The organism is Sphingomonas segetis (genome assembly GCF_009720245.1).
GTDB lineage: Bacteria > Pseudomonadota > Alphaproteobacteria > Sphingomonadales > Sphingomonadaceae > Sphingomicrobium > Sphingomicrobium segetis.
Genome location: NZ_WJSQ01000072.1, coordinates 1 through 13177 on the forward strand (window position 1 = coordinate 1; position 13177 = coordinate 13177).

The 13177-nt window shown below is 63.4% G+C and carries 16 protein-coding genes and 3 pseudogenes; 7 read left to right on the top strand and 12 right to left on the bottom strand.

Annotation, left to right across the window (positions count from 1 at the left end):
- Nucleotides 1-185: pseudogene (locus GH737_RS15785) on the bottom strand (hypothetical protein); the annotation flags it as partial.
- An 18-nt stretch (nucleotides 186-203) separates the two neighbouring features.
- Between GH737_RS15785 and GH737_RS08480 the strand changes: the two are divergent.
- On the top strand, nucleotides 204-518 hold the full coding sequence (locus GH737_RS08480) for a hypothetical protein (protein WP_155264405.1): 315 nt from the start codon (nucleotides 204-206) through the stop codon (nucleotides 516-518).
- Nucleotides 519-546: 28 nt separating this feature from the next.
- On the opposite strand, the gene GH737_RS08485 is transcribed toward GH737_RS08480, so the two are convergent.
- From GH737_RS08485 to GH737_RS08500, 4 genes are all read right to left on the bottom strand, one after another.
- The gene (locus tag GH737_RS08485; protein ID WP_155264406.1) at nucleotides 547-726 is read right to left on the bottom strand and encodes a hypothetical protein; all 180 of its coding nucleotides are present in this window, start codon (nucleotides 724-726) and stop codon (nucleotides 547-549) included.
- Between the two features lie 26 nt (nucleotides 727-752).
- Entirely contained in the window at nucleotides 753-1031 is a 279-nt protein-coding gene (locus GH737_RS08490; RefSeq protein ID WP_155264407.1) for a hypothetical protein, read from the bottom strand.
- Between the two features lie 39 nt (nucleotides 1032-1070).
- Nucleotides 1071-1682, bottom strand: coding sequence for a hypothetical protein (locus tag GH737_RS08495; protein WP_155264408.1), 612 nt, complete (start codon nucleotides 1680-1682; stop codon nucleotides 1071-1073).
- A gap of 370 nt (nucleotides 1683-2052) precedes the next feature.
- Nucleotides 2053-2355 (bottom strand): hypothetical protein, encoded by a 303-nt coding sequence (locus GH737_RS08500; RefSeq protein ID WP_155264409.1) that lies wholly within the window; start codon nucleotides 2353-2355, stop codon nucleotides 2053-2055.
- A 109-nt stretch (nucleotides 2356-2464) separates the two neighbouring features.
- On the opposite strand from GH737_RS08500, the gene GH737_RS08505 reads away from it, so the two are divergent.
- On the top strand, nucleotides 2465-2716 hold the full coding sequence (locus GH737_RS08505; RefSeq protein WP_155264410.1) for a YciI family protein: 252 nt from the start codon (nucleotides 2465-2467) through the stop codon (nucleotides 2714-2716).
- 112 nt (nucleotides 2717-2828) lie between these two features.
- Here GH737_RS08505 and GH737_RS08510 read toward each other — a convergent pair whose 3' ends face one another.
- The 3 genes from GH737_RS08510 to GH737_RS08520 form a co-directional block, all read right to left on the bottom strand.
- Complete coding sequence (locus GH737_RS08510; protein ID WP_155264411.1) at nucleotides 2829-3131, bottom strand: BrnA antitoxin family protein; 303 nt, start codon at nucleotides 3129-3131, stop codon at nucleotides 2829-2831.
- Complete coding sequence (locus GH737_RS08515) at nucleotides 3082-3363, bottom strand: BrnT family toxin (RefSeq protein ID WP_155264412.1); 282 nt, start codon at nucleotides 3361-3363, stop codon at nucleotides 3082-3084. Before GH737_RS08515 ends, GH737_RS08510 begins: the two co-directional genes overlap by 50 nt.
- Before the next feature lie 211 nt (nucleotides 3364-3574).
- Nucleotides 3575-4411 (bottom strand): protein NO VEIN domain-containing protein, encoded by an 837-nt coding sequence (locus tag GH737_RS08520; protein WP_155264413.1) that lies wholly within the window; start codon nucleotides 4409-4411, stop codon nucleotides 3575-3577.
- A gap of 35 nt (nucleotides 4412-4446) precedes the next feature.
- Here GH737_RS08520 and GH737_RS08525 point away from each other — a divergent pair, with 35 nt between their 5' ends.
- Nucleotides 4447-4830 carry a hypothetical protein gene (locus tag GH737_RS08525; protein WP_155264414.1) on the top strand — a complete coding sequence of 128 codons (384 nt, stop codon included), beginning with the start codon at nucleotides 4447-4449 and terminating at the stop codon, nucleotides 4828-4830.
- A gap of 278 nt (nucleotides 4831-5108) precedes the next feature.
- Here the strand turns inward: GH737_RS08525 and GH737_RS08530 are convergent.
- A pseudogene (locus GH737_RS08530) lies at nucleotides 5109-5867 on the bottom strand (DNA-directed RNA polymerase subunit alpha); the annotation flags it as partial.
- A gap of 107 nt (nucleotides 5868-5974) precedes the next feature.
- Between GH737_RS08530 and GH737_RS08535 the strand changes: the two are divergent.
- The 3 genes from GH737_RS08535 to GH737_RS08545 are packed head-to-tail and all read left to right on the top strand — an operon-like array spanning nucleotide 5975 to nucleotide 9835.
- Nucleotides 5975-7219 (top strand): HlyD family secretion protein, encoded by a 1245-nt coding sequence (locus GH737_RS08535; RefSeq protein ID WP_196233061.1) that lies wholly within the window; start codon nucleotides 5975-5977, stop codon nucleotides 7217-7219.
- Nucleotides 7216-9351 (top strand): peptidase domain-containing ABC transporter, encoded by a 2136-nt coding sequence (locus GH737_RS08540; protein WP_155264416.1) that lies wholly within the window; start codon nucleotides 7216-7218, stop codon nucleotides 9349-9351. Before GH737_RS08535 ends, GH737_RS08540 begins: the two co-directional genes overlap by 4 nt.
- A 58-nt stretch (nucleotides 9352-9409) precedes the next feature.
- On the top strand, nucleotides 9410-9835 hold the full coding sequence (locus GH737_RS08545) for a hypothetical protein (RefSeq protein ID WP_155264417.1): 426 nt from the start codon (nucleotides 9410-9412) through the stop codon (nucleotides 9833-9835).
- Between the two features lie 551 nt (nucleotides 9836-10386).
- Here the strand turns inward: GH737_RS08545 and GH737_RS08550 are convergent.
- The 3 genes from GH737_RS08550 to rpsM all read right to left on the bottom strand — a co-directional run bounded on the left by GH737_RS08550 (nucleotide 10387) and on the right by rpsM (nucleotide 12432).
- Nucleotides 10387-11457, bottom strand: coding sequence for a DNA-directed RNA polymerase subunit alpha (locus tag GH737_RS08550; RefSeq protein WP_155264418.1), 1071 nt, complete (start codon nucleotides 11455-11457; stop codon nucleotides 10387-10389).
- Nucleotides 11458-11563: 106 nt separating this feature from the next.
- Entirely contained in the window at nucleotides 11564-11953 is a 390-nt protein-coding gene (gene rpsK, locus GH737_RS08555) for a 30S ribosomal protein S11 (RefSeq protein ID WP_155264419.1), read from the bottom strand.
- Between the two features lie 110 nt (nucleotides 11954-12063).
- Nucleotides 12064-12432 (bottom strand): 30S ribosomal protein S13, encoded by a 369-nt coding sequence (rpsM, locus tag GH737_RS08560; RefSeq protein ID WP_155264420.1) that lies wholly within the window; start codon nucleotides 12430-12432, stop codon nucleotides 12064-12066.
- A gap of 319 nt (nucleotides 12433-12751) precedes the next feature.
- Here rpsM and GH737_RS08565 point away from each other — a divergent pair.
- Nucleotides 12752-13177 (top strand): annotated as a pseudogene (locus GH737_RS08565) (bifunctional riboflavin kinase/FMN adenylyltransferase); the annotation flags it as partial.

The window sequence follows — 13177 nt, forward strand, 5'->3', positions numbered from 1 at the left end:
GAACGCCCACCGGCAATGGCCGCTTCCTCACTAATCCACGATGAATGACGTGTCCGGAAGCGCTCGATCTGCCCTGCCCCTTCGCGGGACAGGAGCGAGCAGACGGCATAAACCAGCGCGCCGCCCGACCACACGCGGGCGCTTCGCCCCGGCGTGACTGCGCCCGCCGTCCACTTTTCCCCCAATTGCCCAAGGAGTTAGTAATGATGACCGCCCACGCCCGCCGCGAGGAAGCTCGCGCCTTGAGGCTCGACCGCCAGCAGGCGGCCGACCTCCTCCACCGCTACCCGCGCGTGTCCGACGCCGAGACGAAGCAGGTCATCGACTTCCTGCGCACCGGGCGCCACCTCGACATCGGCATGCTGACCTCGGACCGCAAGCTCAAGCCCAAGCTCGACCGGTTCATGGACGACCACGCCCGCCATCTGCGGATCACCTTCCTCGAGACCGCCGCGCTGCTGGGCGCGATCGCCGTCTTCCTGACCATCTGTTGGCTGGTGTGGGAAGCGTTCGCCTAAGCGCGGCTCGTCCTCGAACCCGCGCCCCCTAACGCAGCTTGGAAATCGTCAGCCGGTCCTGCTTGGCGCGGTCCTTCACCGATTCCTCGCTCCGGGTCAGCGCCCTCGCGATCGCGCGCAGCGACATTCCCTTGCCCGCGAGCAGGTGAAGCTTCTGGATTTCGTCCTGGCGCCAGGGCTGCCGGTGCCGCTCGAACTTTTCGCTCATGCAGATGCCATAGCAGCTTCCGCTGCTCAGACGATATGGATGGGCGCCTCGCACTGCTCTCCGGCCGTCTCGGCCTCGTCGTCCGGCCGGGGTTGCGGCTCGTCCGTCTGCGCGCCGGCCGCAGCGTCGTGCACCGCGTCGGAGCGGGGCAGGCGCGTTGCCGGCCCGAGCCTCTCGAACGGCACCGGTTCGGATGTCCCCACCGGCCGCACCAGCGTCGCCCCGCCCGCCAGCAGCGGCGCATCGGCGGGCGCGCACGCGGTCGCGGCCTCGGCCAACAGGATCAATGCAAGCGCAGCGCTCATCAGCGCCGACTGCGGCAGCCGGCCGCCGCCCGCAATCGGTTAGCCGCGTGCTGTCCCGCTGCGGGACGGAGATTGCCCCCGATGCGAGCCGTGCGCGTCCGCGGCTTTCGGCCGGTATTCCGGACCCCGGACGTAGCCCGGCGGGACCATCGCGTCGAAGCTCTCGTCGTAGGACCAGCCAAGCGCGAGCTTTTCGCGCCGATCGGTTTCGACGATGCGCTCCATCTTGGCTTCCAGCCGCCGGCGCACGTCTTCCATATCGTAGGCGCCGGTTCCGCCCGGGTCGTCCGCGAACGGATCGGCGGGCAACCCACTCTTCGGGGCATTGAGCTGGCTGATCCGGATCGCCTGGTCGATGGTGACCTTCGGCGTCACCGTGGCGGTGTCGAGCGTGCCGGGGTCGAACGTCTTCCTCGTCTCCTCGATCAGGTACAGGTCGATCGAAGCCTTGGCGGTGCGCACCACGGCCTCCCACTTGGCGGCGAACAGCGGATGCTTGAGCCGCCGCGCGAACACCGCGTTGGGCGACACCCCGGCAGCCTCCGCCGCCAGCGAGACGTTGGCGGTCGCCGCCAGCTCCTCGAAGAAGATCACCTCCTTGCGCTTGCTCCACCGCCCGAACCCCACCCGCCGCACCTTGCCCGCGGACACGACGAGCTCCTCACCTCGCCCCCTTTCAGGGGGACAGGTCGGACTCGCCGGAGGCGAGCCGGGAGAGGGGGCCAGGCGTCCATCTCGAACAGCCGCAATCTCTTCCTCCTCGGCGCGGCGCTTCGCCTCCTTATGCGCCCGCAGCGCCGCCGCCCATCGCTGCGCGAACTCCGCATGCGCCTTGCGCCGCGCATAAGCCGTCGAATGGTCGACCCCCGCATCCTTCGCCGCCGCACGAGCCTCTCCGGTTCGCTCCAGCGCGCGGAGAAAGGGTATGACCCAACGCGGTTCTCGTCTGCTCAGCGACCCTCTCCCCACTGCGGGGGTGGGCGACTCGAGCGAAGCGCGAGCGGGGTGAGCGGGCGCCCCATCAGTGAAGGCTCTCCGCCTCGACCGCAGCAACCGCGTCGAAATAGGGCACGCCGGCCTTGATCGCCGCGTGCAGCCGCAACGCCCGATCCCAGTACATCGCGAACTCGGGCTCCGCCTCCCGAAGTGCCCAGGCCGTGTCGAAGTCGATCCCCGCCTCCGCCACGGCCTGGCGCAAGCTCCCCGTCACGATCAACCCTGTAAAAAACGCCGGCACCCAGGCCGGAGCCGGAGCCCCCTCGCCCTCGTCGTCGTCGTCGTCGTCCCAGCCTCGACCCGGAACCCACCATCCTTCTGCCGCCATAGCGCCCTCCACCGATTCGCGAAATTTCTAACCTATGTGGTTATGTGTAGGAAATCGGATTCTCACCGGCGGTCTTGGCACCGCCGACCCAAGCGAGCACAAGCCGCGGATGAAATATCTCGTGCTCACCATCCGCAAGCCGCGCTTCGATGCCGCGTTCGTGCCGGCGCATTACGATTTCCTGAAGTCGCTCCGCGATCGCGGGATCCTCGAGCAGGCGGGCCCGTTCACCGACCGCTCCGGCGGCGCCTATGTCGTCAAGGCCGGCAGCCTGGAAGCGGCGCGCGATCTCGCCCACGCCGATCCGCTCCACCGCCACGACTGCTCCGAAGTCACCGTCCGCGAGTGGGACGCGCGCTGAGCTTGCCCGGCGCACCCTGCCGCGGCTTCGCGGTCGATCCGGTCGAACGCGGCTGACACGCCGTCGGACCAGGCGCTCAGCCGTTTGGGGTTGGACTCGCTGCTAAGGAGCTTCAGCGGCCCTTCTGGGTCGCTGCGGCGACATACTCCTCGAGCGTCTCGTTCAGCCGCGTCTGCCAGCCATCCCCGCTGTCCTTGAAGTAGCGGATGACGTTCGGAGCGAGGCGCAGGGTCACCTGTTGCTTCGCTTCGTCTCCGACCGGAGGCCGCCCCCGCTTCGTGATCGTCCCGGTCGCCTCGCGAATTACCCTGCCGCCAATCGAGATTTGCGCGCGGTCGAACATCTCGTCCGTCCATTCGGGCGCATCATCCGGATCGATCCAGGCGCTTTTGGTATCTCTTTTTCTCGCGGTCATTCGCTTTTCTCATCGAAATTATGTGCCGGGCTTTTCTGCGAGGAGTCCAAACGAGGACGACCATCCTTTCGTTCAGCAGCCCGAACGTGATCCATCGCGGCTCGCCATAATCCTTCCGGTCGTCCTCCAGATCGAATCCCGAACCCGCGAACACCTGCACAGCATCGTCAAAATCCAGTCCCCGTTCGGCAAGCGTCTTCGCCCGCTTCTCGGGGTCGTAGCTGATCTTCACCCGGCCGATTTCTCACAATCCAACCGAGCAGCATTTATGTAGTTACATTATTAACCGCGGTCAAGCCTGCCGGCGGTGGAGACCGGCCTCCCGCGATGGAGCATAAATCAGAGGTGGAGGGTCGAGCGCGAGCACCGAGATGGGCATCCCGAACACGCGGTCGGAAGGCGCTCAGGCGTTCGGGCGTGGCTCTGCAGACGGTCGGGTTCGATCAGATGATGCTCGCTCTGTAGCTCACCGGATTGAGCGCCAGTCGCTCGGATAATGGCGGCCGCAGTTCGAACGCGCACGGTTTCTCGATGAAGCTGTAGAGGCGTAGCAATCGAAAGGCGTCTGCGCGTTCATCACTGAATTCGCGTTCGTTTTCAGAAAGGAAGAACGGTGTCTTTGCCGGTCCATTCGTCGTCTTCACTTCGATCAGGCGTTCGCTTCCATTCGACTCGAACGAGCGGATGTCGTAACCCGCACCGTCGCCCAGGACTTCCGAAGTCCACTCTACCTTGCGCGCCAAATCGTCGCGGCCTGCGGTGCGAAGCTTGAACTGCTCATGCATGTAGACCAGCTCTTCGCCGCGCTTGCCGAGACTTCTATTCCGTGCGTCGCGTTCCGCCGGATCGAATTTGCGGATAAGTTGCCGCAGCCGCGCGGGGGCCTCATTCTCGTCCGGCGTCGTTTGCGGCGGAGGACCGATCCAAAGCATTGGCGATTCCGCGACCGCAGCCATTAGTGGAACGGCAGAGACGAACGCTGGCTCTCCCTTCGCAGCCAAGTACCGCTCGACTCCATCGATGAGAGCATTCTGGAAGTTCGGACGCGGCCGATATCCGCGGATGGTAGTGATTCCGAGCAGGTCTAAGACTGCGCTGATGTTGCAGTGCTTGAACTCAATGGAGGCGTGGTTTCGGCCCGTAAGCTCCTGCAACGCTCGATTATGCTCGGCTTTGTTGTAAGGCTGATTGGCAATCTCATCGGTGAGCATGCCAAAGTGGTCGGCGATGATCAGATCGATTTCGCGGTCGGACCAGACGCTGCCTCGGACGTCACTCATCTGGTTCTCATAGCCGAAGCTGGAAGTAGCGCATCATGTGGACCGCATTTGACTACATGTACCGGGATGCAGGCAACTTCAAAGCGTTGGGAACGGTCCTGGTCGAAGACTTACTGAACGAGGCAGACCGCCACTCAGTTGTGGCTTGTTTGTCGAGTGGAGAGTTCTTCATCGCCGAACAGGTCGGTTTGCCGCCGCTTTACGAGCAGCTTCACCGATGGAGTGGTGGTCCAACGCAGTCGGACCATTGCTGGCATGAATTTGTCGCCTTTCGTGATCTCAGCGAGCTTCCCGCCGGCGCCTCAAACGCGATGCCAGCGGCAGAATTCGTCGCGAGATTTGCCGCCGTCACTGATTGGGACGGCGAGTTATCACCGCATTTCCGGCTCGCTGACTCCTTACGGGCCTTACGTCGCTAGCTTCGCACATCTGCTGGCCGACCGCTTCTTCGCGCCTTCGCGCCTTCGCGTGAAAATCCAGAAACTTTCTCCGCGCCTCCGCGTCTCCGCGTCTCCGCGCGAGAAAAGGAGAAGGGCCGCTGCGAGCAGCGGCCCTTTTGAAAATTGAAGCCGTCACGAAGTGAATTCGTGACGTCGGACGCGTTCGGCTCGCCGCCCCGCCGGCCGGCATCCGCGCTCTCTCCGCCCAAGTTCCCGTTTCCTGACGGAAACGCTCCATTGGGCTCGGGCGCTCCTGCTTACCCCAGCATTTCCTGCTCGAGCTTCTTGGCCATTTCCTCGATATTTTCCGGCGGCCAGCCGGGGATGTCCATCCCCAGCCGCAGGCCCATGCTCGCGAGTACTTCCTTGATCTCGTTGAGGCTCTTGCGCCCGAAGTTCGGCGTCCGCAGCATCTCGGCCTCGGTCTTCTGGACGAGGTCGCCGATGTAGATGATGTTGTCGTTCTTGAGGCAGTTGGCCGAGCGGACCGACAGCTCGAGCTCGTCGACCTTCTTCAAGAGATAGCGGTTGAGCTGGTTGGTGTCGGTCGGCGCTTCCGCCGCCATTTGCACGGCCTGGCCGATCATCGGCGAGGGCGCCATGCGCACCTGCGATTCGTCGAAGTGGACGAACAGCTGCAGCTGGTCCTGGAGGATTCGCGCGGCATAAGCGAGCGCGTCCTCGGGCGTCACCGTCCCGTCGGTCTCCAGCGTCAGGGTGAGCTTGTCGTAGTCGAGCTCCTGCCCGACGCGGGTGTTCTCGACCTTGTAGGCGACCTGCCGCACCGGGCTGTACAGCGCGTCGACCGGGATCAGTCCGATCGGCGCGTCGGCCGGGCGGTTGGCGACCGCCGGGACATAGCCCTTGCCGATGTCGGCGGTGAGCTCGATGTTGAGCGTCGCGCCCTCGTCGAGGTGGCAGATCAGGAGGTCGGGGTTGGTGACCTCGATGTCGCATGACCGGGCTCCGCATTTGCGGAGCCCGGGCGTCTGCTCAGCTATTTTGGTTGCGGATCGTTCAACGGAACTTCCGCCGAATTGATCTCCGTCAAGTTGACGCGACCCCGCGTAACCGCTTCAATTCCCTCGCCGAATCGTGTTGCCTCTTGGGGGAGGGAGCGCGCGTGACGGCCCATTCTCCAATACCGTTGTTTCGCCCCGAAGTGCTTGCGGCGCGCAGGGACCGGCTGCATGGCGACATCAGTCTCGCGGTGCCGCTGTCGTGGCAGCTGATCGGCTATCTGCTGTTCGGAGCGCTCACGATTGCGCTCGGTTTCCTTGCACTGGCAACCTATTCGCGCGTTGAAACCATCTCCGGAGCGATCGTCGTCGACAAGGGCATCGCTGCGATCGTCCCGACGCGTCCGGGCGTCATTGCCGATCTCGCGGTCCGCGAAGGCCAGCATGTTCACGCAGGCGACCTTCTCGCCCGCGTCCGCTCGGAGGAGGATCTCGCGAACGGAGCGACGGCGCCGCAGCGGATCCTCGACTCCCTCGATCAGCAGGACCGCCAGCTTGGGAATCAGGCCGATCTGGTGCTGAACGCTGCCGCCGCGGACCAGGCGCGCCTTGAGGCGACCGTCCGCGGTTCCCGCGACGAAATCCGGACGATCGAGCAGCAGATGACCGCGCAGCAGCAACTGGTTGCCCTTGCCGCCAACGACCTCGACCAAGCCGAGAGCATCGCCGCGAAGGGCTTCATCAGCCGCCGCGACATCGACGACCGGAAGGCGACCCTGCTCGCGCGGCGCCAGCAGCTGTCTCAGCTCGAGCAGGCGAAGGCCGCCAAGCTGACGACCATTTCCGATGCACAGCGCTCGATCGCGCAATCGAAAGCGAGCTCGCAGGCCCAAGCTGTTTCCGTCCAGTCGCAGCGCACTCAGCTCCAGCAACAGATGGCCCAATATGACGCCGCCCAAGGTTATGCACTCACCTCGCCCGTGTCGGGAACCGTCACGGCGCTGACCGCCAGGCTGGGCCAGCCGGCGGCGCAGGGGGAGCAGCTCATGGTCGTGCTTCCCGACGGGGGGCGCACCCGTGTCGAGCTTTATGTTCCGACCAGCGCCGCCGGCTTCCTGAAGAAAGGGCAGGAGGTGAGGGTCGCCGTCGACGCCTTCCCCTATGAAACGTTCGGCACCGTCCAGGCGCGCATTACCGACATTTCCTCGACGGTGGTTCAGAAGCAGGGCCCGAACGGTCCGGTCCCCGTCTACCTGGTCACGGCGGAGTTCGGCCGGACGCGGATACAGGCTTTCGGGAAGGCGCAGCCGCTGCAGCCCGGAATGACGCTCACCGCGCGGATCGTCACGCGCAAGCAGAGCCTGTTCGAATGGCTGTTCGAGCCGCTGTTCGCCGTCGGCCGCCGATGAACGCGCTGCTCCACACCGGCTTCACCGGGGGCAAGCGCGTCCGTCCCGTGCGCCAAACGGAGATGAGCGAATGCGGGCTCGCCTGCCTTGCCATGATAGCGAGCGCATTCGGCCTTGACGTCGATCTCGGCAGCCTTCGGCGGCAGTTCGAGCCCTCGATGCGCGGCGCATCGCTGAAGTCGCTGATCGCGATTGCGGACCGGCTCGGGCTTTACAGCCGGGCGGTGAAATTGCCCATCGAGGAGCTCCGCAACCTCCAGGTCCCGGCGGTGCTTCACTGGGACCTCAACCACTTCGTCGTGCTGGAACAAGTGAGGCGGGGCAAGGCGCTGATCCACAATCCCGACGGCCGCTCGCGCTGGTACGGTCTCGGCGAGCTCTCGAACCATTTCACCGGCGTCGCCCTGGAGCTTCGCCCCGGGGAGAAGTTCGTGCGCGCCAGGCAGCGCAATCGCCTGAAGCTGTCGCAGCTGTGGGGCCGGATGACGGGGCTCAAGCGCGCCCTCGCCCAGACGCTCGTGCTCAGCCTCGTGATGCAGGCGTTCGTCCTCGCCTCGCCCTATTACATGCAGGTCGCGATCGACAGCGCGTTGCCGGCGCTCGACAACAATCTGCTCAGCGTCCTCGCGCTCGGGTTCGGTCTGTTCACGATCATCAACACCGGCGCCTCGCTGCTGCGTTCGTTCGTTCTCCTCTCGGCCGGAAGCGCGCTCAGCTACGGCATTTCCAGCAACGTCGTTCATCGCCTCTTCCGGCTGCCGATCAGCTGGTTCGAGAAGCGCCACGTCGGCGACATCCTCTCGCGCTTCCAGTCGGTCGCGCCCATCCAGCAGGCGCTCACGCAAGGCGCGGTCGGAGCGGTAATCGACGGCGCGCTCGCTCTCCTCACGCTCGCGCTGATGTTCCTCTACAGCGCCGGCCTCGCGCTTCTCGCCGTCGTCGCGTTGGGGCTTTACGCCGCGATCCGCGCGATCTCCTTCGCGGTGCAGCGGGACTCGCAGCAATCGGTGATCGTCGCGTCGGCGCGCGAGCAATCGACGCTCATCGAATCCCTCCGCGGAATCGTCACATTGCGCCTCTTCAACCGCGAAGCCACGCGCCACCGGCAATGGCAAAACCGGCTCGTCGATTCGATGAACGCCGGCATCCGACTTGCGCGCATCTCGATCTGGCAGGACACGTCCAACACGCTCGTGTTCGGCCTCGAAAATATCCTCTCGATCTGGCTGGCGATCGGGTTCGTCATCTCGGGCGGGTTCAGCGTCGGCATGGTGTTCGCCTATGTGGCGTACAAGAGCCAGTTCCTCGGCCGCGCCGCCTCGCTGATCGACCAGGGCATCGCTTTCGGCATGCTCGGCCTCCACCTCGAGCGTCTCTCCGACATCGCACTCGCCGACCAGGACGTCGGATGCGCCCAGCCCGCGCTCCCCAGGCTGCCGCTCAAGGGGAGAATTGAACTTCGTGAAATCCGCTATCGCTATAGCCCGACTGATCCTTTCGTCCTCGACGGCATCAATCTATTAGTCGACGCCGGCGAACACATTGCAATAACCGGCCCGTCAGGCGGCGGAAAATCCACGTTGATCAAGATTATTCTCGGTCTGATCGAGCCGCATTCTGGCGAGGTGCTAATTGACGGGATACCTCTCAAGCGCTTCGGCTATGGAAACTACCGCGAACAGGCCGCTGCGGTCCTGCAGGAAGATCATCTATTCGCCGGCTCAATTGCCGACAACATCGCTCTGTTCAATGAAACACCAGAAGTGGACCAGATTGCCATAGCCGCCAAGGCCGCGGCTATTCACGACGAAATAATGCAGATGCCGATGGGTTATGAAACGCTCGTCGGAGATATGGGCTCAAGCTTGTCGGGAGGCCAAAAGCAACGACTGCTTTTAGCACGCGCACTTTATCTGCGGCCAAAACTTCTCGTAATCGATGAAGGAACTTCTCATCTCGACTCTCTTCGAGAATCAACGGTTAACACCGCCATATCGAACCTCGGCGCAACTAGAGTTGTTGTAGCTCATCGTTTTGAGACGATACGTTTAGCCCAAAAGATATTCGTGATGTCACAAGGGAAGCTATCAATGCCAACTACAAAGGAGGCCTCAATGGTAGAATCGCTATAACGATGGAAGATTGTATCACGCGTATACAATTTCGCTGTTTAGACTAGGAGGAATTGAAATGGAAACCGTATCGAACTTGGAATTCCAAAATCCAAATATTCAAGAGCTCTCTCTTCAGGAAGTTGCAACCGTGAGCGGCGGCGGCATAATTCGTGATACGACGGTCGCTGCCGGTGGCTACCTCGGAGGTCTTGCCGGAACCACGAGTGGTGCAGCTCTAGGTATGGAGATTGGGGGATCACTAGGTACACTTGTAGGACCTGAGGGAACTCTGGCTGGCGTGGCCATTGGGTACGCCATCGGCAAGCAATATGGAACGGTGATCGGAGTAGTTGGCGGAGCTGCGCTGGGAAGCGCGATCGGAGCGGCCATTGAGTCCTATCTCAACAGTGGCCAGGCACTTTTTGAATGGCTCCGATCGCAAGGTCTATCATCCGATGGCTTTGAAGACTTGGCAGCAGGTGTGGGCGGGACGGGCTTTTAGAGATCTGTGAGGAGGAGGTCCATGTCACAGAGAATATCGAAACTGGAGCAATTCATGCGCTCATGCTATGCGGATGATGGCGTATACTCTCCTGCTTCGGAGTATATACTTAGTCTCGCATGCGCGACTGTTGCGGCGATACTCGTGTTGAAGAATTTTTCGGTTGTCTCAGCGATGAGCACGGCACTTATCGCCCTGGTAATTTATTTTGCGTTACGAGTAGACTGGCCTCCGATTAAGAGAGTACCGTATCAGGTTTTCTTCTTTGGAAATTTGTTGACGTTTCTTGTGATTGGCCTTGGGGTAGTTGGTTTCATTAAGCCAGAATCTGACTTGTCTGATTTCATGAGACCAGTTTTAGCCATAATGAGTGGTATGTACCTGAGAATTGCCCACCATTCAGCCTAGCGGAAGATTCTCCGAAGGATTGACAAGTTAAATATCAGGTTGGCGCGCCTGAACAGAGCGCAGTAGAGCGAAGGGCCGCCCCAACGGAGCGGCCCTTCCTTGTCTCTAGCCTCGCTCAAAGTACCACTTTGGGCGAAACGCCTTTACCCCAGCATCTCCTGTTCCAATTTCTTGGCCATTTCCTCGATGTTCTCCGGCGGCCAGCCGGGGATGTCCATTCCGAGGCGGAGGCCCATCGAGGCCAGCACTTCCTTGATCTCGTTGAGGCTCTTGCGCCCGAAGTTCGGCGTCCGCAGCATCTCGGCTTCGGTCTTCTGGACCAGGTCGCCGATGTAGATGATGTTGTCGTTCTTGAGGCAGTTGGCCGAGCGGACCGACAGCTCGAGCTCGTCGACCTTCTTCAAGAGATAGCGGTTGAGCTGGTTGGTGTCGGTCGGCGCTTCCGCCGCCATTTGCACGGCCTGGCCGATCATCGGCGAGGGCGCCATGCGCACCTGCGATTCGTCGAAGTGGACGAACAGCTGCAGCTGGTCCTGGAGGATTCGCGCGGCATAAGCGAGCGCGTCCTCGGGCGTCACCGTCCCGTCGGTCTCCAGCGTCAGGGTGAGCTTGTCGTAGTCGAGCTCCTGCCCGACGCGGGTGTTCTCGACCTTGTAGGCGACCTGCCGCACCGGGCTGTACAGCGCGTCGACCGGGATCAGTCCGATCGGCGCGTCGGCCGGGCGGTTGGCGACCGCCGGGACATAGCCCTTGCCGATGTCGGCGGTGAGCTCGATGTTGAGCGTCGCGCCCTCGTCGAGGTGGCAGATCAGGAGGTCGGGGTTGGTGACCTCGATGTCGCCGGAAGTGGCGATCATCCCCGCGGTGACGTCGGCCGGGCCGGTCGCGCTGAGGTGAAGCCGCTTGGGGCCTTCGCCTTCCATCTTGAGCGCGATCTGCTTGACGTTGAGGACGATGTCGGTGACGTCCTCGCGGACCCCGGCGAGCGAGCTGAACTCATGGAGCACGCCGTCGATCTTGATCGAGGTGACGGCGGCGCCCTGGAGCGAGCTCAGCAGCACGCGGCGCAGCGAGTTGCCGAGAGTCATCCCGAAGCCGCGCTCGAGCGGCTCGGCGACGAACACCGCGCGGCGGCGGGCGTCGCCGCCGGCCTGCTTGCGCTCGAGCGCGCTGGGCTTCTTCAGTTCCTGCCAGTTCTTTGCGTTGACGGCCATTTTCATCCCTTGGCAGTTGGGGGCCGGGGCCCCTGATTTCAAATCATGTTCAATGGGAACATTCTATTGAGCGTCCCCATCAATGTGGGGACACGCATGTCCCCGATCAGACTCTCCGCCGCTTCGACGGCCGCACCCCGTTGTGGGGGATCGGGGTCACGTCGCGGATCGAGGTGATCGTGAAGCCGACCGCCTGGAGCGCCCGGAGCGCGCTCTCGCGGCCCGAGCCCGGACCCTTGACCTCGACCTCGAGCGTGCGGACGCCGTGCTCGGCGGCCTTCTTGCCCGCGTCCTCCGCGGCGACCTGCGCGGCATAGGGCGTCGACTTGCGGCTGCCCTTGAAGCCCATCATCCCCGCCGAGCTCCACGCGATAGCGTTGCCCTGGGCGTCGGTGATGGTGATCATGGTGTTGTTGAAGCTGGCGTTCACGTGGGCGACGCCGGCGGTGATGTTCTTGCGCTCCCTCCTGCGGATGCGCTGCGGTGCCTGGGCCATTTAAATTCCGTTCCTACAATCCGTTTGCCCCGAGCGAAGTCGAAGGGCTGTCGTGCCTTTGAAACTCCGGCGGAGAAGGGCTTCTGCGAAGGTCCCGCGGACCGTCGAAATCACTTCTTCTTGCCGGCGATCGGCTTGGCCTTGCCCTTGCGGGTGCGCGCGTTGGTGTGCGTGCGCTGGCCGCGGACCGGGAGGCCGCGGCGGTGGCGAAGCCCGCGGTAGCAGGCGAGGTCCATCAGCCGCTTGATGTTCATCGCGGTCTCGCGCCGCAGGTCGCCTTCGACCGTCAAGTCCTTGTCGATCGCCTCGCGGATGTGCAGCACTTCCTGGTCGGTCAGGTCCTGGACTCGCTTGTCGGGCGCGATCCCGAGCTGCTGCGTGATCTTCTGGGCCGTCGTCCGGCCGATTCCGTGGATGTAGGTGAGCGCCACTTCGACGCGCTTGTTGGTCGGGATGTTAACCCCAGCAATACGAGCCATTCGTCATCCTTTTTCAGCTCCACGGGGCGCCAGCCGCCCCATCTCGTCGCTAAAATTGTCCCCGTTTCCAAACGAAAAGCCGACGCGCGCACGAATGCGCCGCCGGTCAACCGGTGGATCGGGATAGGGCGCAGATAGGATTCGGCACAGGCAGAGTCAAGACTCGCCCCGGCCCCAATCTTCGCGAATGTTCGCAGTAACGAGGACGATTCCCGCGACGCTGGTCCCGAACGTAAAACCGACTCGCGCATCGTGACAGCCAAAATCCTATTTTGCCAGCGCTTCGCAAACGGCCCGCGACCCGATAGAGGCGGCGGCAATGCAGCGGCTCACCCTCGCCGGCGGCGTCCCCGAGCATCTCAAGGGGAGCATCGTCGCCCTCGGCAATTTCGACGGATTCCACCTCGGCCACCAAGCGGTGGTCGGCAGGGCGGTCGCGCGTGGATTCCACGAGCGGCGCCCGGTGATTGTCGCCACCTTCGACCCTCACCCGGTGAAATATTTCAGGCCCGAGGTGCCGCCGTTCCGGCTGACCACGCTCGACCAGCGCGAGCGCTTGTTCGCCCATGCCGGGGCGGACGCGATGCTGGTGTTCGAGTTCGGGGCCGAGCTCGCCTCGATGGACGCCGAGGCCTTCGTGGCCGACGTGCTCGCGGGGCGGATCGGCGCGGCGGGCGTGATCACCGGCGACGATTTCAGCTTCGGCAAGGGCCGGCGCGGCGACGCGGCGCTGCTCGCCAGCCTC

Bases quoted from the DNA above. Each gene is read 5' to 3' on its own strand.
- GH737_RS08490 (WP_155264407.1), bottom strand. From the start codon at position 1,031: ATGAGCGCTGCGCTTGCATTGATCCTGTTGGCCGAGGCCGCGACCGCG.
- GH737_RS08480 (WP_155264405.1), top strand. From the start codon at position 204: ATGATGACCGCCCACGCCCGCCGCGAGGAAGCTCGCGCCTTGAGGCTC.
- GH737_RS08520 (WP_155264413.1), bottom strand. From the start codon at position 4,411: ATGAGTGACGTCCGAGGCAGCGTCTGGTCCGACCGCGAAATCGATCTG.
- GH737_RS08510 (WP_155264411.1), bottom strand. From the start codon at position 3,131: ATGACCGCGAGAAAAAGAGATACCAAAAGCGCCTGGATCGATCCGGAT.
- GH737_RS08505 (WP_155264410.1), top strand. From the start codon at position 2,465: ATGAAATATCTCGTGCTCACCATCCGCAAGCCGCGCTTCGATGCCGCG.
- GH737_RS08540 (WP_155264416.1), top strand. From the start codon at position 7,216: ATGAACGCGCTGCTCCACACCGGCTTCACCGGGGGCAAGCGCGTCCGT.
- rpsM (WP_155264420.1), bottom strand. From the start codon at position 12,432: ATGGCTCGTATTGCTGGGGTTAACATCCCGACCAACAAGCGCGTCGAA.
- GH737_RS08550 (WP_155264418.1), bottom strand. From the start codon at position 11,457: ATGGCCGTCAACGCAAAGAACTGGCAGGAACTGAAGAAGCCCAGCGCG.
- GH737_RS08545 (WP_155264417.1), top strand. From the start codon at position 9,410: ATGGAAACCGTATCGAACTTGGAATTCCAAAATCCAAATATTCAAGAG.
- GH737_RS08485 (WP_155264406.1), bottom strand. From the start codon at position 726: ATGAGCGAAAAGTTCGAGCGGCACCGGCAGCCCTGGCGCCAGGACGAA.
- rpsK (WP_155264419.1), bottom strand. From the start codon at position 11,953: ATGGCCCAGGCACCGCAGCGCATCCGCAGGAGGGAGCGCAAGAACATC.
- GH737_RS08525 (WP_155264414.1), top strand. From the start codon at position 4,447: ATGTGGACCGCATTTGACTACATGTACCGGGATGCAGGCAACTTCAAA.
- GH737_RS08500 (WP_155264409.1), bottom strand. From the start codon at position 2,355: ATGGCGGCAGAAGGATGGTGGGTTCCGGGTCGAGGCTGGGACGACGAC.